Genomic DNA, 20,910 nt, shown 5'->3' with positions numbered 1-20,910 from the left:
CGGGGTTGTGAGCATGGTACGCAGCATGTCGGACCTAGAGGTCTACGTTAGAGCCTTGGGCCTTTCCTATAGCAGGGTTGAGGGCAGCCTGGTCCTGGAGTATACTGCGAGGGAGGGCGAAAGGATAGGGGTGGTGGTGAGCTATGAGGGGGATACCGGCGTAGTCCGGGTCGCGGCCCCGCTAGACGTGGAGCCCACCAGGGAGGGGGCTCCGGGTGTTGCTCGAGGAGAACTTCACTAGCACCACGTACAAGTATGCGCTGGACTACGAGGGCTTCATAACGGTAGTCTATGATCTCCCCGGGGACTATGTTGATAACGCGCGGAAGCTGAGGGAGGCAATACTCTATGTAGTCGAGGGCGCGAGGAGGGTGCTCGAGAGAACCAGGGAGGAGCCAGGCGGCGAGGGGGAGAAACCAGGCGGCTAGCCCTTCTTTATGCCCGCAAGCAGCCTCTTGGGCCTCAGGTTCTTGCTCTTGCAGCGCCTGCACTTCTTAGCGCCAGGTGGGTTGAGGGCGCCGCACTTCCTGCACACTAGTTTGTTGAGCACACGCTGGTAGACTATCTTCGCGACCTCAGGGTCCCGCGGGTTGGCCATCGCTATCGCTCCCCGGGCCTCCCCTCACCACCCCCCTTTAATAAGGCTGAGGCTAGTAGCCTCAGCTCCCCAGCCCTCCCGGCCAGCAGGACCGCCAGCGCAAGGGCTAGCTGGAAGGCCGTGACCGCCAGCAGCGTGTAGCCCCAGACCCCCAGGCCCCTCTGGGAGGCGGCGAGGAGCACTGCCCCTGCGAGGCTATAGCCCGAGATGACGGCGGCGGTGCCCATAGCGTCTCCGAGGAGGCTTGCAGCCAGCTTGTAGAGGCTGGTGTCCAGGAACGGGTAGAGCGGGATGAGCCAGACGGCCACGAAGCCGAGCCCGTGGAGGCTGTGGAGGAGGAGCGTGTAGACGGTGTAGGCGGCCAGGCTCGCGGCCAGCACCAGCCCGCTCCCAGCCCGATCGACGACCCTGCCTGCCAGGGGACGCGCGGCGGCAGCCATAAGCCCTGTAGCCGCGTTGGCCGCGGCGTAGCCCAGGTTGCCGGCCTCCACACTCAGCTTAGCCATGTATACCGAGCCTATTACCTCTGTCCCGGTGAACACGAGGCTGGAGAGCAGCATCATGGCTGCCAGCGTTGAGCGCGAGGCATCCTCCCCGCTTCTGCGGGCAGGCCGGGTGCCCCCCGAGAGCAGGGCAAGGACCAGGTAGACGAGCACAACGGCCGCTCCCCCGGCCGCGACCACCCGGCCGGGGCCCAGAACCCTGGCCGCCAGGGGGGCGACCGAGCCCCCAAGGCTCCAGCCCAGCGTGCCACCCGCCAGTACAACCCCTAGCCGGGAGCCGCTCCCGCGGGTAATGGTTAGGGAGTAGCCCAGCACCTGGGGGCCGGCCATGGACCAGAAGAGGCTAGCCAGTAGGGCGCTGGCCCAGAGCAGCAGGGGCCTATGGATGAAGACCCCCGCGGATGCCAGGAAGAGGCCCTCTAGGAGCCCCAGGGCGAGGGCGGTACGGTAGCCCCTCCTCTCCGCAACCGCTCCGCCGAGCAGCCCCACGGCAGTGGGAAGCGTCTCGGCGGCCGCAAGCCTCACTAGGAACCCGGGCTCCCCGCTGTACAGCTCCCTCGTAAGGGCGTAGTAGGCCGCCCAGCTCGCTATGTGCACCAGCTGGAGCACTGCTATGAGCAGCGTGCGCCTCAACCCGGCCCCATGCCCTCGTCTGCCCCTCGGGCCGCGCCAGGGCCCCCGGCGGGTATTCAAGGTAGTACGTGGGGTGTGAGTCCTAGTAGAGGGGACGAGTGGGAGCAATGGCTTGGCCCGGCGGAGCACCGGGGCCCCTGCCGGGCGGCCCGGCGCCGGAGGAGGATGAGGAAGAGATAGAGCTTACACCAGCGGTGCAGATGCTGCTGGAGACCAGCCGCTACATAGCGGAGAAGATAGCCAGCAAGATACTGGGCTTCAGGGAGGAGTACACGAGCGACGAGGGGCTCTCGCGGCAGCTCGGCTCGCTGCCCCGCGGCCGGCTAGGCGAGGCCCAGCCGGAGCCGGGCGTCGCTATAGACTCAACATTCCCCATTGACGGCGGCGTGGAACTCGTCGGCGGCCGCCTCATAGCCGTGGTAGCCGGCTACGTGAGCTTCGGCGGCCTCGCGGCGAGGGGCGTGAGGCGCCACGACGTATACGCCCAGGCCCGGTTTGTCGACACCGAGGATACTCAGCGCATCCTGCCACTCTACGCCAAGCTAGTCGAGAAGGCGGTTGCCCACCGTGTGCTCGGCTACGTGGAGGACGGCTCTATGAACGCCCGCGTCATACTCTTCGACGGCGAGCTGGTGCCCTACCCCCTCCTCTTCAAGAGCCAGAAGACCGTGGCCAGGAGCAGGCTGCTAGTCAGGCTAGACGAGCAGGTCGCGAGGCTCCTGGAGAGAGCTAGGAGCCTCCGGCTGACCCTGGTGGGAGTGGTTAAGCGGAGCTACTCCCGGCTCCTGGGCGCCCGGCTCGGCCGCCGCCTCAGCATAAACGACAAGGCGCTGATGAGCCTCCTCCTGAGCCGCGGCGAGTACCTAGTGGCAGGCCAGTTCCAGGAGATCCTCCCCCGGTACGCCGAGATAGTGGCTGCCGAGAAGGGCCTAGACCCGGGGAAATACCGGAGTATAGTCGAGGAGAGGCTGGGCCTGCGCAGCGAGTACGGGAGAGTAACGGTGGCCTTCTACAAGCCCTCCCTGCCCCGCCCGGGGCTCCAGGCGGTCCGCGTCGAGGTGCTAGACTACGGCGGCCTGGGGCTCAAGAAGCTGCTCTCGATGCTCAACACGCTGACAAACCCTGCCACGGGGCTCCCCTACCCGATAGACCTGGTGGACGAGTACACGAGGCTCGAGTCGAGGATGCTCGAGCTGCTCAGGAGGAGGATAATAAGCCACCTGGCGGAGATGCTGGAGGAGGTGGGCGGCACCAGGGCCCTGGTACTCCTAAGCCACACGAACCCGGAGAAAAGATACGTCTACGAGCCCCGGCGACGCCGGGGCTAGTCCTCCCCGCCCACGCTGTCGATGTGGAGCAGTAGGGGCCTCCTCAGCGGGTTCATAAGCCCGGCCACGTAGAACTCGCGGCGCCCCAGCATCGCCAGGCTCGCCTCGGTGACCCTGCCCAGGTCTAGGTAGCCCGCCAGCTCCTGCAGGTCGCCCGTCGACTGGAGCTTCGAGAAGAACACTGTGCCCAGGTTGCTTCGAACCCCGGGCCTTATGTCCCTCGCCACGCGCTGGCTAGCCACTATGACGAAGTAGCGCCACTTCCTCCCCTCCCTGGCTATAGTCTCCAGGGAGCGGCCTGCCTCGCCGCAGTACTCGCAGGCATAGTTCTGCGCCTCGTCCACGACGAGGCCCAGGTTTACCTCCTTCCTCTCCCCGGCTATCTTCTCCCACGCCGCCTCGGCTATTGAGGCTACGATCCCCCTCTTAACCTCTATGTCCTGCTCGTCGCTCATATCCACTATGACTAGGCGGTCCCGGAGAGCCATGTCGACTATATCGGAGGGCTCCCGGAGCCGGCTCCGCAGGCCTTCGAACAGCCTCTCCGGCACGGTGAGGCGGACCAGGAGCCGGAGCTTCACTGCGCTCGAGGCGCGCATGTTGAGGTGGTGCACCACGTTGTTCAGCAACTCTAGGAATTCTTCCCTGGCGCTCTTCCGCTCATCCTCGTCCGCCCTGGGGCCTCTGGTGTAGCGTGCCAGGCCCTTCCTCCCCTGGCCCAGGATCTCGCTGCACTCCTCGCTCTGGTACCGCTCGCCTCCCCCGTTCTCACTATAGACCTTCATAGCGTAGCATAGTGACGCTATCTCCACCGCGTCACGCTGCTGGTGCTGGACCCCCGTGAGCCTTGCTATTATTGATGCAAATATCTGGGGCTCTATCCTTATCTCGGAGGACTTCACCACCGTGGCGCCTAGCTCGCCGGCGTAGGGCGTGTAGTCGACCCCGCTGTGGTCGAACACTATCAGTCTGTAGCCCTTCCCAACAATCTCTCTTATTAGGCGGAGGATCAGCCTGCTCTTCCCGGTACCGGTCGCCCCGAAGACGCCTACATGGTAGTTGAGCCACGCGCTGTCCAGGGGGATACGCCACCTGCTGTAGCGGTGCACCCCGACGGTTATGGGGTCCGAGACTGTGAGGTAGCTTGTCAAGGGCTCGGCATCGGTCAGCTTGAACACCTTGCTGCCCGGGGTAGGCGCGTACACGTTGTTCACAGCCCTGTGGCTCCCGTTGCAGACGGGGCCTCCATCGCATATGCCTGCGTATATCTCCACATAGGCGTTGGAGAACGGCATCACCGTCTCCGTGTCAAGGGCGTCCGGGTGCTCCACGTACATGTTGTGGACGCTGCGGCGCAGGAAGGGCTCGTACCTGGTTATCCAGCGCACAACGCCGAGCATGTAGTAGCCCTCGAGCCGGGGGTCGGCTAGGAGCACCAAGTCCTCCTCGAGCACCCTCAGCTCGCGGTCGCGGCGCAGGACTATGGGCGCTATGGAGGCGCTGGCGCCACTGAGGACTATGCCCACCTCCTCCGCTACCCGTGGAAGGGGTATAGGCACGACTCTTCTGCCCCACGGGCTTCTCCGTCGGGGAATACTAGATAGGGTGTAGCCCTTCGTGCCCGTGGGCTGCGCGGCGTAAAACTCTTCTAGCCCTATAGGGTGGGATACCTGTGGGACCAGCCGTGCCCCCGGCAGCCCTGGTGGCGGCGCTGGCCGCGCTAGCCCTCTTCTCGGCGGCCGCCCTCGTGGAGGATGAGCAGCCGGCCCCGGGCCTCTACACGCCCAGTGAGAGCCACTACCTCTATATGGACGAGCTGGCCTAGCCCAGGAGCACGAAGAGGGTTTTCAGGTACTCCAGGTGCGGCGAGGAGGGCCGCACCGGGTGGTCGGGCGGCATACCCCTGACGCCGCCTAGAGGCCGGTACCCAGCGCCGGCCCTCGCCAGGGCCCTCGCAGCCACCGCCATGAACTCGCCGCGGCCTAGGTGGGTGCTGCAGCTGCTCAGCACGAGCAGCGAGCCCTCGGCCGCGAGCCTGGCCGAGAGGCTGTAGAGCCTCTCATACGCCCTCACTCCCTGGCGCTTCGCCCCGGGGTGGGGTATGAAGGCCGGCGGGTCCACGGAGATAGAGTCGTACCTCTGGCCCTCCGCGGCCGCCCTGCGAAGGAAGCTCCACGCGTTATCCCACACCACCTCAGCCCGGTCGGCCACCCGGTTCAGCTCCAGGTTCTCCCGGAGCAGCCTCAGCGCCCTCTCATCCTCCTCCACGAAAACAGCTCTCTCGGCCCCGTTCACCAGGGCCTGGATGCCGAAGCCCCCGGTGTAGCTGAAGAGGTCAAGCACCCTCCCCTCCGCGAGCCTACCGAAGTCCAGCCTGTTGAGCCTCTGGTCGAGGAAGAACCCGGTCTTCTGCCCGATCCTGGCGTCGACTATGAAGCGGGCCTCCCCCTCGCGTATAACCGCTCTCGTCTTCTCGCCCAGCCGGAGCCCCTCCCTCGGCGGCAGGCCTATGTCCCGCCTCGTCCTCTGCGCGCTCTTCTCATAGACGTGCCGGGCGCCAGCCACCTCGGCCACGGCCCTGGCCACTAGGGGCCCGTGGATGTCCCAGACTATGCTGCTTGACTGATATACCGCGAGGTCACCATACACGTCGACTATCAGCCCGGGCATCATGTCGCCGTCGCTGTGCACCAGCCGGTACCCGGCCTCCGGGTCCCCGGCGAGCCCCAGCCTCCTCCTCGCCCGGTAGGCCCGCTCCACCAGGGAGTATACTGCCTCCTCGCTGCCCCCGTAGCTGCAGCCCCCGGTCTCGATTAGCCGGAGCGCTACAGGGCCCGCGGTGTCGTAGAAGCCGCAGCCCAGCACATCGCCTCCAGGGCCCTCTACGACCACGAGGCTGCCTGGGGCGAGGCCCCGGGGCGCCTCCACCCACTTCCGGTAGACCATCAGCGCCCCGCTCTCGCGCACCGCCCTGGCTCCCTCGCCCCTGACCCTCACGGCCGAGAGCGGCTCCCCCGCCAAGGCCTCCGTGCCCCCGGCCTCCTGGCTGCTCACCCGGCTAGGTGGCCTGCCCCTAGCGCGGGGAGGGCGACCAGCAGCAGTGCCGCCATGCCCCCGGCGGCCAGCGCTACGCCGGCCTTCGCCCTGGGCACGCCTAGGAGCGCGGCAACCACGGCGCCGGTGTAGATGCCGGTTACGGGGAGCGGTATGGCTACGAAGACGGCTAGGCCTGGGACACCGTACCTCGATACCAGCCTCCGTGCCTTCTCCCTGGCCCTCTCGATCCTCGCGGTCACCCTCGACGCGATGCCTAGGCGCCCGCCCCACCTAACGAGCAGTAGCCAGGCCCTCTCGGCCACCAGGGGGAGCGCCAAGGCCAGTGCCAACGTCTCGGCGGCCGCCACAGCTAGGGCGGGGAGAAGGCCGAGCCTCACGGCTAGGAGGGGGAAGGCGTAGCGTGGCTCTAATCCGGGTAGCAGCCCAGCCAGGGCCAGCATGAGCGCCGTCCTATCCAAAGAGCCCTACTCCCCGCCGCCCCGGGGGGTCCCTGGATGTTTTTATGCAAGCCAGCTGCCACCGGTATTCGTTAACGTGTGGGGAGCAGCTCGGGGTTGGAGAGCGCGTCGCTGGTCCTGGAGAAGGCTTATACCCTGGAGCTTAAGAGGCCCGAGGGCTACAGCCTGCGCGACACCGGCAGGGTCTACAGCTTCGGCTGGATGTTCGACGGCGAGCTGGTGAAGGTGGAGCTGTGCACCGGCTCGGTGGCGGTTATGAGGGAGGAGGGGGACCGCATACTCCTGGAGGTCTACGCGGAGAGGGGCGAGAAGTGCTGGGAGGAGGAGATAAGCAGGATACAGTGGATCATGGGGATGGGCGAGGACCTTGGCGAGTACCAGCGGCTAGCCCGCGGGGACCCCCTGGCGGGCGGGGTCGTGGAAACCATGCCGGGCATGAGGATGAGAAGCACCAGCGTCTGGTACGCATCCCTCGTAGCGGTCTGCCAGCAGAACGCGGGGTTCAAGCAGGGCTGGGGTATGCTCTACAGGCTCCACCTCCTGGCCTCCAGGAGGCTCCGCACACCTCACGGCGTCTACCTCGAGACGCCTCGGCCCAGCAGCCTCAGCCTCGAGGTGCTCCATGAGGCCAGGCTGGGCTACCGGGCTCACACGGTGCACCGGCTAGCCCAGAGCAGGGCCCATGAGCTGGATTGCAGCAGCCTCGAGAGGCTCCGGGAGATACATGGGATAGGCCCCTACTCCTACGCGCTCGTCCGGCTGCTGGCGTGCAGGGACTACTCAGCCCTCCCCATGGACCGGTGGCTCCGGCGGCTGGCGGCAGAGGCCTACAAGGTGCCGGAGCAGGTCGCGGCGGATGAGATCTCAAGACGCTTCGGCAGGTGGAGGGGGCTGGCAGCGCTCCACGCCACCATAGGCTTCGACGCCGAGCCCCTGCGGAGGGCTCTCGAGAGGCTCCGCCGGGGCGAGAACCGGCCGGGCCTGGTCGAGCCCTCGCCCATCTCCCTCTGGAAGTACACCCCGCCCATGGCCTCGGCCCCTCTACTTGGATCCAGGTAGCCTCCTAGCGATCTCCGCCACCAGCTGGGGCAGGGTGCGGGTCTGCAGGTAGAGAACCGCCGGCCCCTCAACCTCTATCACCAGTCCCTCCCCGCCGAAGAATAGGGTCTTCATGCCGCCCAGCTTCCTCACCCTGTACTCCGTGTCGGCGGGCATGGCTACGAAGTGGTAGTTGTCCACCGTAATCCTCTCGCCCGCCGGCACCTCCACCCTGTCTATAGCGCCGTAGCTGTTCACCCAGAGGGTGCCGGTGCCCCGGACGCTGAGCCAGAAGAGCTCGCCCTCCGCGACGAGGCCGCGGATGCCCCGGAACCTGGCCGAGACCTTCAGGTCCCCGTGGTGGGCTAGGTAGCTGGTATCCTGCACCACCCACTCGTCGCCGCGCAGCTCCAGCGCCTCTATGTCGCCGGGCAGGTTCGGGACCAGCCAGATCTCCGCGGGGGACTCGGCGCGGAACCGGTTGAGGAAGAAGCTCTCCCCGCCCACGAGCCTGCGGAGGAGCGCGCTGCCCAGGCCGCCGCTCTCGGTGCCCACCTCGACGCTGCCCCGGATAAGCATCATTGCGCCGGGCTGGCTCCAGAGCTCCTCCCCGGGGTCGAGGCGGACCTTGAGGACTGTGTAGGCGGGGCTATACTCCTTAGACCACTCCACGAAGCCCCGGGGGCCTGGCGCCGTGCTCCTCCTAATATCTCTTCCGGGCGATCGCATCTAACCAGCCTGGAGGCTGCAGCCCCCCTTGCCCGGGGGCAACGTGGAGCTGGGCATACCCCTGCTAGGCGAGAGGCTCCCGAGCCTCGACACCCGCATGGTCGCGGCGGCTCTCCAGAGGCTGGTCGACTCCGGCTCCATGAGAGGCCGGGGCCTCGTGGTGCTGGACAGCCTGAACCCCCTTCCTCCTCTACTACGAGCCGACAGTGGTCTACGACTTCGTGAACATGCTCCGTGTCTCCCTGGCTAAGCGCCGCAGAGTGCCCGTGGTTGCGACGCTCCATACGCCGACCCAGCTCCACGCCGATATAGCGGCGGTGCTGGAGCACATGGTCGACGTGTTCATAGTCGTGGGCTACCACAGCGAGGCACTCAAGGCCGGGGTGGCGGTCGGGGAGATACTGGTAGAGAAGGCGAAGGGCGTGCCTATATCCCAGGGCTGGACCTACTTCGTCATAGCGGACCAGGGCTTGCTGGAGGCGCGGGTGAGGATGGAGAAGGGCGGCTAGACGTGGAGCCCCAGCCTCTTCCTGGACTCCTCGTACCCCAGCACTACCAGGTGGGCTAGCAGGTAGATCGCAGCCACATCCCCGAGGCCGAGGCCCGCGGCGTGGAAGAGCCCTGCCAGCGCGGTCACAGCCAGCGCGGCGAGCACGGCCCCGGCCAGGTAGCCTAGGAGCCACTGCTTGTTGGAGGCCAGCATGCCCAGCGATATGGGGGTGTTGAGCCTCCGGAGCGCGAGGCTCTGGGCGAGCTCGGCGTACATGAGGCCCAGGAAGGCGGCGGCCCTGCCATAGCCGGGGCCCCGTGGCGCGTAGAGATGGTAGAGCCCCAGCGTCAGCAGCGTCTCCACGGTGGCTAGCAGGGCCAGGTAGGTGAACTGGGGTTTCCCGAGTATCGGCTGCCCCCGGCGCCGGGGCGGCCGCTTCATAGCGTCTGGCTCGGCCCGCTCGAAGGCCAGGCCCGCGGCGGGGAACCCATCTGTCACCACGTTGAGCCAGAGCAGCATGGCGGCGTTGAATATCACGCCTATCCCCCTCACAGCAGCGTAGAAGACTGTGGCAACCTCCGCCAGGTTGGCTGAGAGCAGGTAGAGCACTGTACGCTTCACGTTGTCGAAGCTCCTCCTCCCCTCCTCCACAGCCGCAACTATGGTTGCGAAGTTGTCGTCGAGGAGTATAATGTCGGCCGCCTCCTTTGCCACCTCGGTACCCCTCTTCCCCATCGCGACCCCTATATCCGCGAGCTTCAGCGCGGGCGCGTCGTTCACACCGTCCCCGGTCACAGCCACTATGTGGCCCCTCTCCTTGTAGGCCTTCACTATCCTCGCCTTGTGCTCCGGCGTGACACGCGCGAAGATGGCCACCTCCTCTGCAATATCCCTCAGCTCCTCATCGCTCATTCTCTCCAGCTCCTGGCCAGTGACAACCCTGCCCCTGGGGAGCCCTATCATCTCAGCCACAGCCCTCGCCGTCGAGGGGTGGTCGCCGGTAACCATCACCACCCGGATCCCGGCCTCCAGGGCCCTCCGGACGGCCTCCGGCACCTCGGGCCTAGGCGGGTCTATGACTGCTACAAAGCCCAGCAGGGTGAGCCTCGACTCCACCTCGTCCTCGCCCGCCTCCAGGTCTTCCGCGCCGCCCCTCCGGTAGGCTAGCGCGAGCAGCCTGAACCCCCTTGCCGCCACCTCCTCTACGCGGCGGAGCAGCTCCCTCCTCTCCTCCACGCCCAGGGGCTTCACCGAGCCCCCGCGGGTCATGTAGCTCGACGACCTCTCGATTATAACCTCGGGCGCGCCCTTGGAGAGAACCAGTATGCCCTCCTGCCCCTCTACCACCACTGTCATCCGCTTCCTCTCGCTGCTGAAGCCTATCTCGCGGAGCCTCCTATACCTTCTCCGGGCGTCGCCCGGGTCCAGGCCAAGCTTGTGCGCCAGCACGAGCAGCGCTGCCTCGAGAGGATCTCCGTGGACCCTCCCGTCCTCTATGGCCGCGTTGTTGTTGAGAGCTGCCACCAGCGCCGCCAGCCTTAGTAGGGGGCTGTCCTCCACTGTGACCCTCCTATCGCCCTCGTAGACGCCGCCCTCCAGGCTGTAGCCCTCCCCTGTCACCGTGTAGACTCCGCCGTCGGGGGTGTGTAGCTGCCTCACCGTCATCTCGTTCATAGTCAGCGTGCCCGTCTTATCCGTGGCCACCACGCTGGCGGACCCCAGCGCCTCCACCGCTGCGAGGCGCCTCACCAGAGCGTTCCTCCGCGCCATGTTCCAGGCTGCGATGGAGAACGCTATGACCACTATGGCGGGGAGCCCCTCGGGCACGGCGGCAACGGCTAGGGCTATGCTGGTAAGGAGCAGGTTGACGAGGCTCGCCTCGCGGAGGAGGTAGCCCACAGTGAAGGCGGCCGCCGCTATGGCGGTGACCATCACTGCTATCCTCTTCGCTAGCCTGTCGAGCTCCAGCTGGAACGGGGTCCTCTCCTCCCCTGCCTCGGCCACCATCCGGGCTATGCGGCCCATGTAGGTGTTCCGCCCGGTGGCCGTGACTACGGCCCTCCCGGCCCCCCTCACGATGAAGGTGCCGGCGTAGAGCATGTTGACGCGCTCGGGCTCTATTGTGTCACCCGGCAGGGTCACGTCAGCCCTCTTGGCGACCGGTACGCTCTCCCCGGTGAGCATTGACTCGTCCACGTAGAGGCTCTTAGCCTCCAGCAGCCTGGCGTCGGCGGGCACCCTGTCACCCTCCATCACAACTATTATGTCGCCGGGCACCACCTCTGATGCGTCCACAGCCACAACTCTCCCGTCGCGGAGCACCCTAGCCCGGGGCGAGGCCAGCCTACGCAGCGCCTCGAGGATCCTCTCCGCCCGGTACTCCTGCACCGCGCCCATCACTGCCATGAACACTACTATGGCTAGTATGAGCAGCGCGTCGACGGTCTCGCCAACGTAGAAGCTGAACGCGGTGGCTACAAGCAACATGACCACGAACATGTTCTTAAACTGCTCCAGGAATGTCTCGAGAAACCCCCTCTTCTTGCCGGCTTCGATCACGTTGGGGCCGCAGCGCTCCAGCCTCTCCCGAGCCTCCTCGCTGCTTAGGCCCCGGGAGGGGTCCACGCCGAGCCTCCTGGCAGCCTCCTCTGGTGGCAGCGTGTGGGGGTTCTCGAGGATGCACGGCGCCTCCATGAAGCCTCCCTGCTCCCCTTCCTAGGGCCTGGGCTCTCGGGGCTCTGCCGGGATAAATCAACGCAGCCCCTCGGGGCCTGTAGGGGTGCAGGCCGGGCAGGTGCTAGGGCAAGGCTAAAGAGGGAGCCTCTCTCGACCCGCGTCGTCACTGAGCGTCCACCGGTTCTGCAGCTCCAGGGGGCGCCTCCGGGGCCCTGCATGGCTCCTCGCCTTCCCGCGGCCATAGGGGAGGGGTGGTGGGGATGGCGAGGAGGATTGCTGTCAGGAAGATACTGACTGCTACCGCCGCGCTGCGCTCAGCCTATACCGTGTCCCTGGCCTCGCTGCTGCTCTCGGCCGCAGGGCTGGCCCTCTACACTTGGAGGCCCTCCGGCGTAGTGCTTATGGAGTCCTTTGTATGGCTCGTGGAGGCTATGAGCTTCGGCGGGCTCGCCCTGGCCTTCAAGGTCGCGGCTTCAAGGACTATCGTCTACCGTGCCCGCTACGAGATACTCCGGATAGAGTCGCTGGCCGTCCTCCTGGCAGCCCTGGCGTCCCTAGCGGTCTCGCTCGCGGCAGCCACCCGCAACTTATTCCACGATAGCTCGGGGCCCACGCCGCTGCTCCTGGCGGCCTACCCGCTGGCGAGCGGCGCTGCCAGCTACCTCCTCGAGAGGCTCTCGCTGCGCAGCCTAGACCGCGCCGGCATAGACATGGTGGCCGTGAGGATGATAGCCAAGAAGCTCGGTCTCGACACCGTGTTCGAGGTCTCCGGCGGCCTGGCGGTGGTCGCCTCGAACATGATTGGCACAGTCCTGCCCGAGAAGGCCGCTGTGGCCGCTATGAGCGTCTACGTCGCCTACAGCCTCCTGGGCGCCGCCAGGGAGGCAGCAATGCACCTGGTGGGCGTGGTGCCTAGGAGCGAGTACCTCTCCACATTCTCGAAGGTTGAGGCGGTGCTCCGCCGCTACTCGAGGCACCAGCGTATAAGGAGGCTCCGCGTCGAGAGCTACGGCACCTTCCGCGAGGTGGAGCTCTGGCTGGAAGCGCCCCCAGACATGACGCTCGGCGAGGCCCACCGGGAGGCTATGAGAATAGCCAGGCTCCTTGTCCACGAGATACCGGAGATCCTCAGGGCCCTGGTGGTCCTGGTCCCCGAGAGGGGCAGGGAGGCCCCTAGGAGCCCTCGCCGCGGCTCCGGGAGAGCAGCCGCGCGACCCGCGACAGGTAGCGGGCGGTCTTCACGGCCTCCGGAGGCACCTCTACAACGCGGCCGCCCTCCACGACGAAGTGGCGCCTCCGGGCCCGGGGGCGTAGGAGCCGGAACACCTCCTCCACCATGAAGTGGAGCTGGATGCAGTGCATGCTCCCATCTGTGGTCAGCACAGCCACCTCCTCGAACTCGAGGCGGCCGAGTATGCCGGCCAGCTTGAAGCCCGCCATGTTCACGTGGTCGTCCTCGAGGCAGACGCTCAGCCTCACGTACTCCTCCTCGGGGAACCTCTCGAGGGCCCAGGGCTTCTCGGCCTCGATGCACCTCCCGACTATGAGCAGCTTCCTCCTCCCCCGGATATAGCGGGAGGCCACGTTCACGTCCATGAGGCGGGGGAGGCGGTAGAAGCAGCCCCCGCTACCGGCCACCGCTCCCGCCACCCCCGTCTCCCCGTCCGCCGGGCCTCCTCTTCTCCGCAAGCCGCAGCGACTCCTCGACCATCCTGCGGGCCTCGGGCGGCAGGCTCTCCAGCTTCTCCCTGCTAACCTCCATTATGCCGAGCTGCAGCCTCAGCTGGCACGCCCTGCACACCGGGTGGGCTGAAGGCTCGCCGCAGAGGGCGCAGGTGTAGAGCCTCTCCGCCTCCCCGGCTCCCTGGCTGCGGAGTAGCTTTATCGCCGTCTCCAGGCTCCTCAGCAGCGAGTACTTGACCCCCGGGCTCCTCTCCTCCAGCTCGTTTATCATCCTCCTCACGCTCCAGCGTATGCTGAGCCTGGCGTAGGGGCACTCCTCGAACCCCGTGTAGAGCCCGTTGATCACAGCGTAGAGCGCTGTCTCCTTCTCGAGAACCTCGTAGAAGGGCTTGACCTTGCGGACGAACTTAGGGTGGCTGGCCGGCCCTGAGACCGGGCCGAGCCTAACCACCTTCTCCCAGTCGTTCCCGATAATGTTCATCAAGTAGGTCTGCACCACGTCGTCCAGGTTATGGGCCGTGGCCACCACCGTGCCCCCAAGCTCCCGGGCAGCCTTGTTCATTATGTAGCGGCGGAAGACGCCGCAGTAAGTGCATGGCAGGTAGGGGAGCCCCCTCTCCCTCCCCCTCCTCACTATCTCGTCGAGCGTGTATCCTATGTAGTCCTTGAACCTGGCTATATGGTAGTCGACCCCGTGCTCCTCGGCGTACTCGACGAGCCTCTTCACAGTGTACTCACGGTAGCCCCTTATACCCTCGTCCACGAGGAGCGCCGTAACCCTCCAGCCCGGCACCCTCCTGGCGAGCCCCCGGAGGTAGTGGAGGAGTGCCATCGAGTCCTTGCCGCCCGAGACCGCTACAACTATGTGCTCCCTGGGGCGGAAGAGCCTATACCTCCTTATCGTTCTCCGCACCTTCCTGTCAAAGTACTCTAGGAAGTGGCGCTCGCAGAAGGCCACGCCCGCCGCACGGTTAACGTAGACCGCGCGCCTGCCGCAGACGCTGCACCTAGCCACCAGACACCACCGGGTACAGGATCAACTCGTCCCCGTCCTCCACGTGCTCGTCCTCAGTCACAACCCTCCCCCTGCGGGCCACCACGTACTCGTTGCTAAGTAGCCCCAGCTCTCTCAAGACATCCCCCACGGTCATGCCCCTACGATGCTCCACCAGCCTCTCCCCCTGGCCGAGTATCCGCACCCTCACCGCCACAGCCCCTAGCCCCCCGGGCTGCCCCAGGGGCCGGAGGGGCGCTAATGATGCTGCCCCGGCCCGGCCTGTAGGAGTCAAAAACACCCGGCGGGCCATCCTCGGGCGCGGCGGCAGTGAGGACCGCCTGAGCCTCCTGACCGCCCGCGGGGCTGATGATCCCTTGCACTCCCCGAGCCCCTCTGGCCCCAGCTGCTTTTCTACCCCCAGGCCCTGGCCGTAGGTTAGAGCCACTCTGAGGCCGAGGAGCCCGGGGACCCGAAAGGCTGTCAAGGTGTCTTCCGTGGAGGAGGTAGTGCTCCACATCCCCCAGGAGCCAGTGGCGGGCGTGGTAGGCGTCCTCGTCTCGATACTCCTGGCAGTGCTAGCCCTGCCCATGGTCTCCAAGAGGGTTGAGGAGAACCTGGAGCCATTCTTCCTGGTAATGGGTATAATAGCCGTGGCAGCCATCTACGCTGCAGGCATACTCCCGGCGAGCGGGCTCGCGGATCTGGCTAAGAAGGCGCTCCTAACCCCGGTGATGCTCCACGGGGTGCCCATAGGGATAACCCAGGTCGTGCTCATCGCCGGCCTCATCTTCTGGCGGTACCACGACCCCATATACCGTGGGATAGGCGGGCTGCTGCAGAGGCTGGGGCTCCGCGGATTCCTCTTCGTTATGATAACGCTGCTCGGCCTAACCAGTAGCATAATATCGGTGATAGTGGCTGCCGTCGTGTTCGCAGAGATAATGGCCGCGGTACCCCTCCCCCGGGAGAGGAAGGTGGAGGCCACAGTGCTGGCAGCCTTCGCCCTGGGCATGGGGGCCGCGCTGACCCCGGTGGGCGAGCCCCTGGCCACCATAGCCGTGAGCAAGCTCTCCGTCCCGCCATACCATGCGGGCTTCGACTTCCTCCTCCGCCTCCTGGGCCCCTACATAGTCCCCGCGGTGGTCGCGGTGGCGGCCTACACGGCGCTCCGGGTCTCCAGGGGCGCCGGGGAGGAGGCCAGGGAGAGCATGGTGGGCGGCGTGGTGTACGGGGAGACCCTCTACACGGTGATAATACGCGCGGTCCGCGTCTACATCTTCGTGGCCGCGCTGGAGCTGCTGGGCACCAGCTTCACACCCCTCGTCAAGTGGTACTTCACCAGGATACCCCCCTACATCCTCTACTGGGTCAACATGATCTCAGCGGTGGTGGACAACGCAACCCTCACTGCCGCGGAGATAGGGCCCTTCCTAACCCTGAGCCAGATCAAGGCAGCGCTCCTAGGCCTAATAGTCTCCGGCGGCATGCTGATACCAGGAAACATACCCAACATAGTCGCCGCAGGCAGGCTTGGGATAACCTCCAAGGAGTGGGCCCGGATAGGAATACCCTTCGGCATAGCGCTGCTAGCCATCTTCTTCCTGCTCCTCTACACCCCCCTCTAGCCCCGCCCACAGAGGGTGCAGCCAGGATTAACAGAGGAGCCACAGCCCCCGGGGAGACCCCAGCCTCTCCACCAGGCGGAAGCAGCACCGGCAAACCGCCCCAGCCATAGCGGCAAGCATCCCGCCCAGGCCCCGGGGGCCGGCCAGGAGCCGGGGCACTGTGGGTTTCGTGCGCTGGAGGGCCCGGCTGTGTCCTCTCCCGTGGCTCTGGGGAAGTGCTTCTAATCCTCCAGGCCCCGGGGGCTTCTGCGTCTCGGGTGGCGTGGCCGTGGCCCTGGTTGTGGAGGCTGAGGTTCTGGGCGGCTACCCCCGGAGCGAGAGGCTCCGTAAGACCCTGCGCAGGCTGGAGGAGAGGGCCGAGGAGGGCTTCATGGATGCTCTCCGCGTGGCCTGGGAGGACACAGTCATGATACTTGGGGCTCAGCTGGGCGCCGGGCTCCGGACGGTCGTTGACCCGGTGGTGGACTGGCACGACCCTCTCCGCCCCTTCGCCGAGGCGTGGAGGGGTGTGGCGGTTGATGGCCTCCTGCGCTGGTTCGACAACAACTTCTTCTACAGGATCCCGGTCTTCACGGACATGCCTGACCCTAAGAGGCTCGTGTTGGCCCCCAGGGTGATCCAGATCCGCAGGGTCCTCCCCGGCTTCGCGGGGCTCAAGGTGGTCCTCCCCGGCCCCGTGACCTTCGCCAGGCTCTCCAGGAACAATACTGGTAGGAGCCTGGAGGAGCTAGCAGAGGCTATAGCGGAGATACTGGCGAGGGAGGCGTCCAAGGCGGCCGAGGCAGGCGCCGCGGTGGTGCAGGTGGACGAGCCCTTCCTCGCGGACCTGGACGCTGGCCCGGACGACGCAGCCCTGGCGGCCGAGCTGGACTCCAGGATACTCTCGGAGGCCTCCTCCAAGGGCGCCGCCACGAGGCTGGCTATACCCTACAACGTGCCGGAGCCCCAGGTGTACGAGAAACTCCTAGACGTGAGGGCAGACTACATAGTGCTGGATATGGCAGACAACCCCTCCAAGGCCCTGGGGCTCCTAGAGGCAAAGGGCATCGGGGGCCACGGCCTCGGGGCTGGAGTGGTGCAGGCCCGCGACATATACCCGGACAGCTACGAGAAGGCTAGGGATGTGCTCGACCGGGCCGTGAAGGCTGCCGGGGCGGAGAAGCTGCTCATAACAACCAGCGCCTGGCTCGACCTGATACCCCTGGAGTACGCCCTCGAGAAGACGAGGATACTGGCCGGGATAGCCGAGCGCTACCGCGGGGAGGGTGGCAGGGGCGGGTCCTCCTAGAGCCCCGGGGCCGGCCCCGCCTCCCTTGAAAAGAGGAGATGGTGGAGCTAGCAGAGCCTGGGCCTCTCCCCCCGGGCGGCGACGCCCCTCGGCTCTATAGCTATGTAGGCCATGCCGTTCTCCCGGTGTATCATCCTAGCGTGGAAGACCAGCCTGGGCCCCGAGGACGTGGGTAGGATGAAGCCCAGGCCCCTCCTGCACTCGTAGACCTGGGCACCTAGCTTGTAGAGGTAGGCCTCGAGGTCCCAGTAGACGAGGCTGCCCGGGACACGGATGACGAGGACCTCGTACTCCGAGCGGAGTACGAGGTCACCCCCGTTTATGTACGCGTAGGCCTCTAGGTCGTCGAAGCTTGTGCGTAGGGCCTCGAGCAGGGTTGAGGGGCTCCAGCTCTTGGGCTTGGAGCCTCCATTCAGCTCCTTAGCCACCAAGATCCCTCCACCAGGGTGCTTCGGGAGGGGCCCGGGGAGGCGCCCCGGGGCGGGCTGCCCCACTCTGCTCCCCCTATATCAGATCTCCCCTCCGGAGGGGCAGAGGGGCCAGGGGGCTCGTGCTACCCGGCGGGCTCCGCCACCAGGTCGTGGAGCCCGCTCGCGGCCTCCAGGGCCCCGAGCGCCTGCAACAGCCTGTCCTCGGCTAAAGGCTTAGCTATCAGCTGTACCCCGAGCGGTACCCCCTCCACCCAGCCGGCCGGCGCGGCTGCAGCGGGCACGCCGGAGAGGTTTGCCACCACCGTCGCCAGGTCGAGGGCGTACATCTTCTCCGGGTCGTCCGCCACCTCGCCCAGCCTGGGCGGGGGCGCTATAACCGCGGGGGCGAGCAGGATATCGTTGTCCTCGAGCAGCCTGAGCAGCCGGTCGCGGACCAGCCGGCGGAGCCTGAGGGCGCGTATGTAGTACTGGTCGCGGTAGCCGGCGCTCAGCATCCAGGAGCCGAGCATTATGCGTAGCTTGACCTCGGCGCCGAGGTACCTGGCGCGTATCCTCGAGTAGTAGGTGTTCCAGCCCTCCCAGGGCCTGGGCGGCTCCCGGGGCCCGTAGCGGACCCCGTCGTAGCGGGCCAGGTTGCTGCTCGCCTCCGCCATGGCTATCACGTAGTAGGCCGGGAGGCTGTACTCAGCCACCTCCCTGCCCAGCCTGGCCTCCCCCACCACGGCCCCGGCATCCCGGAGCAGCCCGGCGGCCCTCTCTACGAGGCCCTTCACCCTCTCGTCTACACCGGGGTGCTCCATGAACTCCTGGAGCACCGCCACCCGCAGCCCATGGGCGCCCTCCCGTAGACCCCTCTCAGCCGCCTCCACCAGCCCCTGGGGCCTGGTCCGGAGGCTGGTGGAGTCCCTCGGGTCAAACCCCGCTATCGCCTCGAGCACCGCGGCGAGGTCCCGGGTGTTCCTGGCCATCGGGCCTATCTGCTCGAGGCTGTCGGCGTAGGAGACGAGGCCGTACCGGGAGACCAGCCCGTAGGTCGGCTTCAGCCCGTAAACCCCCGTCCAGGCCGCGGGCATCCTTATGCTCCCGCCGGTGTCGCTCCCGAGCCCCAGCGTAGCCATGCCGGCTGCGAGCGCCACGGCGGTGCCACTGCTGCTCCCCCCGGGCACCCTGTCAGGGTTCCAGGGGTTCCTCGCGGGGCCGTAGGCGCTGGTCTCCCCGGTGGAGCCCATGGCGAACTCGTCCATGTTGGTCTTCCCCACCACCACGGCCCCGGCCCCGCGCAGCCTCTCCACCACGGTGGCGTCGTAGACTGCTATGTACTTCTCGAGCATCCTGGAGCCGCAGGTAACCGGGAGCCCGCTGACATGGATGTTGTCCTTGACCGCTACCAGGAGCCCCGCCAGGGGGAGGCCTCCCCTGCTCTTGGCCTCCTCCAGCCTGCTCCTAACCTCCCTCTCCACCTCCTCCCGGGGCCTCACCGTTATGTATGCGTTAAGCCTCCCGTTAAGTCTCTCAATCCTCTCGTAGACGGACGCCACGTATTCGCCCGGGTCTATCTCGCCCTCGAGGAGCTTCTCGCGGAGAAGCCAGCCCGGCAGCCGGTAGACGCCCATAACCCTGCCCCAGGGCCCGGGTGCCGCCGGGGCCCCCTTTAACCAGGGCTCCTCCCAGAGGGGCCCTGGGGCGGCGGGCTTGACGCGCCGCCAGCTAGCAGCAGCGGTGGTGGGGCTCCTGCTCTTCCTCCTAGCCATAGGCCTCCACTACGCCGCCTGGAGGGCGGCTAGGTAGCCAGAGGGGCGCCTCCATGGGACTCATGATACTCGTCGCAGGGGCCGCGGGGGAGCCGTGGGAGAGCCTGGAGTGGCTCGCCGCCAGGCTCTCCGAGGCCTACACGGGGGCTGCGGCCAGGGTCCTCGAGAGGCAGGTCCCCCTGCCCCCAGGGGCCTACGACCCGGGGCGGGGCCAGTACCTCAGCGAGGCCCTGCTCGAGGAGGCGGTGAGGCTCCGCCGCGCCACGGGGGCGGACCTGCTGCTCCTCGTCGCCCGGACGGATGCCTACAGCCCCGGGCTCAACTTCGTCTTCGGCCAGGCCGTCCTCGGCGGCGGCGCGGCCGTGGTCTACACCGCCAGGCTCCGCCCCGAGTTCTACGGCCATGCGCCCGACGAGGCCCTCTACAGGCTGAGGCTGCTGAAGGAGGCGCTCCACGAGCTAGGCCACGCCCTGGGCCTCGGCCACTGCAGCAACCCCGCTGCGTGATGAGCTTCAGCAACAGCATAGTGGAGGTCGACGCGAAGGAGCCCAGGTACTGCAGCCGCTGCGCCGCCAGGCTGGCGGGCCTGGGGGTGGCGGTCTCGCCGGGCTACCTACTTGCAGACTAGCACGTGCACTTTGGCGCGCCGGAGCACGGCCTCAGCCGTCGTGCCCAGCTCCCTGCCCCTCTCGCCGCCGGCGCCTATGAATATGATGCTGGCGTCCAGCCTGGCCGCCTCGCCTAGTATCGCCCGCGAAGGCTTACCCTTGGCTACCATGGCCTCCACCTCCCCCGCTCCCCGCGAGCGGGCCCTCTCGGCCAGCTCCTCGAGCCTCCTGCGGGCCTCCTCCTCGTCCTCGCCCTCCTCGAGCACGTGGAGCAGGACCAGCCTAGCCCCCGTCCTCGAGGCGGCCTCCACGGCCCTGCATAGGACCGGCTCGTCGCCCTCGTCCAGGGCCAGGGCGGCGAGGAGGGGGCCGCCCCAGGGGTCGCCGGGGGCCTGGAGGCTCCTCTCCCCCTCGGCCCTGACGTAGGGCTTGGAGACCAGGACGCTCCGGTCGGCTATCTGGGCCACCTCCTCGCTCGTGCTGCCTAGGAGGATGCGGCGGAGCCAGCCCTGGCCCCGCTCGGCCACCACTATGTAGTCGGCGCCGAGCCTCGCCGCCTCCTCGGCCAGCACCACAGCGGGCACACCGGCCACGGGCCTGAGGATTTCGACCTCGAAGCCCCGGCTCCTCAGCTCGGCCGCGTAGGCCTTAAGCCTCTCCAAGGCCTCCTGCCTCAACTCCTCCTCCAGCCTGTCCACGGGGTAGCCGGCGGCGACGTGCTCGACCTCCTCCAGGGGTATGGCGTGGACGAGGGTGAGCACTCTCGTGCCCACCCTCTGGAGGCTCGGGAGCCAGGAGACGAGGAGATCCGATACCCTGGATAGGTCTAATCCCACCAGCGCGTGCCTGTAGCTGCAGCCGCTGGGCTCCACAGCGCGGCCCCCGGGGAGGCTAGACGGCTCTCGAACCGGCAATTAAACCAGGGGCCTCGGCACCTTGCCCAGTCGCCACAGCCCCTCCCCTCTAGGGGGCTGCCGCGCCGGGGTGTGGAGGTGCCTCCTCACGGGCCCCGTGGGG

General features: G+C 67.0%; 23 protein-coding genes and 1 pseudogene. 11 read left to right on the top strand and 13 right to left on the bottom strand.

The window, feature by feature from the left end; translation table 11 throughout:
- Positions 1-13: 13 nt before the first annotated feature.
- A complete protein-coding gene (locus ACZ42Y_RS01530) occupies positions 14-241 on the top strand; it encodes a hypothetical protein (RefSeq protein ID WP_058370119.1) in 228 nt (75 codons plus the stop codon).
- Positions 219-428: a hypothetical protein gene (locus tag ACZ42Y_RS01525; RefSeq protein WP_058370120.1), complete on the top strand. Its 210-nt coding sequence runs from the start codon at positions 219-221 to the stop codon at positions 426-428. Before ACZ42Y_RS01530 ends, ACZ42Y_RS01525 begins: the two co-directional genes overlap by 23 nt.
- Here the strand turns inward: ACZ42Y_RS01525 and ACZ42Y_RS01520 are convergent.
- Together ACZ42Y_RS01520 and ACZ42Y_RS01515 are read right to left on the bottom strand one after the other, a co-directional pair.
- On the bottom strand, positions 425-598 hold the full coding sequence (locus ACZ42Y_RS01520; protein WP_058370121.1) for a 50S ribosomal protein L40e: 174 nt from the start codon (positions 596-598) through the stop codon (positions 425-427). The genes ACZ42Y_RS01525 and ACZ42Y_RS01520 overlap by 4 nt on opposite strands.
- 2 nt (positions 599-600) lie before the next feature.
- The gene (locus ACZ42Y_RS01515; RefSeq protein ID WP_464735547.1) at positions 601-1,734 is read right to left on the bottom strand and encodes a hypothetical protein; all 1,134 of its coding nucleotides are present in this window, start codon (positions 1,732-1,734) and stop codon (positions 601-603) included.
- Positions 1,735-1,841: 107 nt separating this feature from the next.
- On the opposite strand from ACZ42Y_RS01515, the gene ACZ42Y_RS01510 reads away from it, so the two are divergent.
- Positions 1,842-3,062, top strand: a complete 1,221-nt coding sequence (locus tag ACZ42Y_RS01510; protein WP_058370123.1) for a DNA double-strand break repair nuclease NurA — start codon at positions 1,842-1,844, stop codon at positions 3,060-3,062.
- Here ACZ42Y_RS01510 and ACZ42Y_RS01505 read toward each other — a convergent pair.
- Positions 3,059-4,621, bottom strand: a complete 1,563-nt coding sequence (locus ACZ42Y_RS01505; protein WP_058370124.1) for an ATP-binding protein — start codon at positions 4,619-4,621, stop codon at positions 3,059-3,061. The two genes, ACZ42Y_RS01510 and ACZ42Y_RS01505, sit on opposite strands and share 4 nt — an antisense overlap.
- A 113-nt stretch (positions 4,622-4,734) precedes the next feature.
- Here ACZ42Y_RS01505 and ACZ42Y_RS01500 point away from each other — a divergent pair, with 113 nt between their 5' ends.
- Positions 4,735-4,887 carry a hypothetical protein gene (locus tag ACZ42Y_RS01500; RefSeq protein ID WP_464735546.1) on the top strand — a complete coding sequence of 51 codons (153 nt, stop codon included), beginning with the start codon at positions 4,735-4,737 and terminating at the stop codon, positions 4,885-4,887.
- Here ACZ42Y_RS01500 and ACZ42Y_RS01495 read toward each other — a convergent pair.
- Both ACZ42Y_RS01495 and ACZ42Y_RS01490 read right to left on the bottom strand, forming a co-directional pair.
- Positions 4,884-6,083: a class I SAM-dependent rRNA methyltransferase gene (locus tag ACZ42Y_RS01495; RefSeq protein ID WP_236698074.1), complete on the bottom strand. Its 1,200-nt coding sequence runs from the start codon at positions 6,081-6,083 to the stop codon at positions 4,884-4,886. The genes ACZ42Y_RS01500 and ACZ42Y_RS01495 overlap by 4 nt on opposite strands.
- A 29-nt stretch (positions 6,084-6,112) precedes the next feature.
- On the bottom strand, positions 6,113-6,577 hold the full coding sequence (locus tag ACZ42Y_RS01490) for a small multi-drug export protein (protein WP_058370125.1): 465 nt from the start codon (positions 6,575-6,577) through the stop codon (positions 6,113-6,115).
- 96 nt (positions 6,578-6,673) lie between these two features.
- Between ACZ42Y_RS01490 and ACZ42Y_RS01485 the strand changes: the two genes are divergently transcribed.
- Complete coding sequence (locus tag ACZ42Y_RS01485; protein WP_464735545.1) at positions 6,674-7,636, top strand: DNA glycosylase family protein; 963 nt, start codon at positions 6,674-6,676, stop codon at positions 7,634-7,636.
- Here the strand turns inward: ACZ42Y_RS01485 and ACZ42Y_RS01480 are convergent.
- Positions 7,619-8,344, bottom strand: coding sequence for a TIGR00266 family protein (locus ACZ42Y_RS01480; RefSeq protein WP_464735544.1), 726 nt, complete (start codon positions 8,342-8,344; stop codon positions 7,619-7,621). The two genes, ACZ42Y_RS01485 and ACZ42Y_RS01480, sit on opposite strands and share 18 nt — an antisense overlap.
- 206 nt (positions 8,345-8,550) lie before the next feature.
- On the opposite strand from ACZ42Y_RS01480, the gene ACZ42Y_RS01475 reads away from it, so the two are divergent.
- Complete coding sequence (locus ACZ42Y_RS01475; RefSeq protein ID WP_058370127.1) at positions 8,551-8,853, top strand: hypothetical protein; 303 nt, start codon at positions 8,551-8,553, stop codon at positions 8,851-8,853.
- On the opposite strand, the gene ACZ42Y_RS01470 is transcribed toward ACZ42Y_RS01475, so the two are convergent.
- Positions 8,850-11,528, bottom strand: coding sequence for a cation-translocating P-type ATPase (locus ACZ42Y_RS01470; RefSeq protein WP_058370128.1), 2,679 nt, complete (start codon positions 11,526-11,528; stop codon positions 8,850-8,852). The two genes, ACZ42Y_RS01475 and ACZ42Y_RS01470, sit on opposite strands and share 4 nt — an antisense overlap.
- A 242-nt stretch (positions 11,529-11,770) precedes the next feature.
- Between ACZ42Y_RS01470 and ACZ42Y_RS01465 the strand changes: the two are divergent.
- Positions 11,771-12,628, top strand: a pseudogene (locus tag ACZ42Y_RS01465) (cation efflux transmembrane domain-containing protein); the annotation flags it as partial.
- 55 nt (positions 12,629-12,683) lie between these two features.
- On the opposite strand, the gene ACZ42Y_RS01460 reads toward ACZ42Y_RS01465, so the two are convergent.
- Genes ACZ42Y_RS01460 through ACZ42Y_RS01450 form a run of 3 tightly spaced genes read right to left on the bottom strand, consistent with a single transcriptional unit; the run spans position 12,684 to position 14,404 of the window.
- Positions 12,684-13,148 carry a 4Fe-4S ferredoxin gene (locus tag ACZ42Y_RS01460; protein WP_236698077.1) on the bottom strand — a complete coding sequence of 155 codons (465 nt, stop codon included), beginning with the start codon at positions 13,146-13,148 and terminating at the stop codon, positions 12,684-12,686.
- The gene (locus ACZ42Y_RS01455; protein WP_058370131.1) at positions 13,138-14,208 is read right to left on the bottom strand and encodes a TIGR00269 family protein; all 1,071 of its coding nucleotides are present in this window, start codon (positions 14,206-14,208) and stop codon (positions 13,138-13,140) included. The genes ACZ42Y_RS01460 and ACZ42Y_RS01455 overlap by 11 nt, the downstream gene beginning before the upstream one ends.
- Positions 14,201-14,404, bottom strand: a complete 204-nt coding sequence (locus ACZ42Y_RS01450; RefSeq protein WP_058371317.1) for a MoaD/ThiS family protein — start codon at positions 14,402-14,404, stop codon at positions 14,201-14,203. The genes ACZ42Y_RS01455 and ACZ42Y_RS01450 overlap by 8 nt, the downstream gene beginning before the upstream one ends.
- Positions 14,405-14,684: 280 nt before the next feature.
- Between ACZ42Y_RS01450 and ACZ42Y_RS01445 the strand changes: the two genes are divergently transcribed.
- Complete coding sequence (locus ACZ42Y_RS01445) at positions 14,685-15,815, top strand: DUF1646 family protein (RefSeq protein WP_464735543.1); 1,131 nt, start codon at positions 14,685-14,687, stop codon at positions 15,813-15,815.
- A gap of 262 nt (positions 15,816-16,077) precedes the next feature.
- The gene (locus ACZ42Y_RS01440; RefSeq protein ID WP_058370133.1) at positions 16,078-17,103 is read left to right on the top strand and encodes a uroporphyrinogen decarboxylase/cobalamine-independent methonine synthase family protein; all 1,026 of its coding nucleotides are present in this window, start codon (positions 16,078-16,080) and stop codon (positions 17,101-17,103) included.
- A gap of 47 nt (positions 17,104-17,150) precedes the next feature.
- On the opposite strand, the gene ACZ42Y_RS01435 is transcribed toward ACZ42Y_RS01440, so the two are convergent.
- Entirely contained in the window at positions 17,151-17,531 is a 381-nt protein-coding gene (locus ACZ42Y_RS01435) for a hypothetical protein (protein WP_168371192.1), read from the bottom strand.
- Positions 17,532-17,656: 125 nt separating this feature from the next.
- A complete protein-coding gene (gatA, locus tag ACZ42Y_RS01430; protein ID WP_464735542.1) occupies positions 17,657-19,147 on the bottom strand; it encodes an Asp-tRNA(Asn)/Glu-tRNA(Gln) amidotransferase subunit GatA in 1,491 nt (496 codons plus the stop codon).
- Between the two features lie 191 nt (positions 19,148-19,338).
- Here gatA and ACZ42Y_RS01425 point away from each other — a divergent pair, with 191 nt between their 5' ends.
- Positions 19,339-19,791: an archaemetzincin family Zn-dependent metalloprotease gene (locus ACZ42Y_RS01425; protein WP_464735541.1), complete on the top strand. Its 453-nt coding sequence runs from the start codon at positions 19,339-19,341 to the stop codon at positions 19,789-19,791.
- Positions 19,791-19,913, top strand: a complete 123-nt coding sequence (locus tag ACZ42Y_RS01420) for a hypothetical protein (RefSeq protein ID WP_464735768.1) — start codon at positions 19,791-19,793, stop codon at positions 19,911-19,913. Before ACZ42Y_RS01425 ends, ACZ42Y_RS01420 begins: the two co-directional genes overlap by 1 nt.
- Here the strand turns inward: ACZ42Y_RS01420 and ACZ42Y_RS01415 are convergent.
- A complete protein-coding gene (locus ACZ42Y_RS01415) occupies positions 19,899-20,765 on the bottom strand; it encodes a universal stress protein (RefSeq protein ID WP_464735540.1) in 867 nt (288 codons plus the stop codon). The two genes, ACZ42Y_RS01420 and ACZ42Y_RS01415, sit on opposite strands and share 15 nt — an antisense overlap.
- Between the last annotated feature and the right edge of the window lie 145 nt (positions 20,766-20,910).

Source organism: Pyrodictium brockii (assembly GCF_055379715.1).
This window is presented reverse-complemented; position numbering and strand designations above follow the sequence as displayed.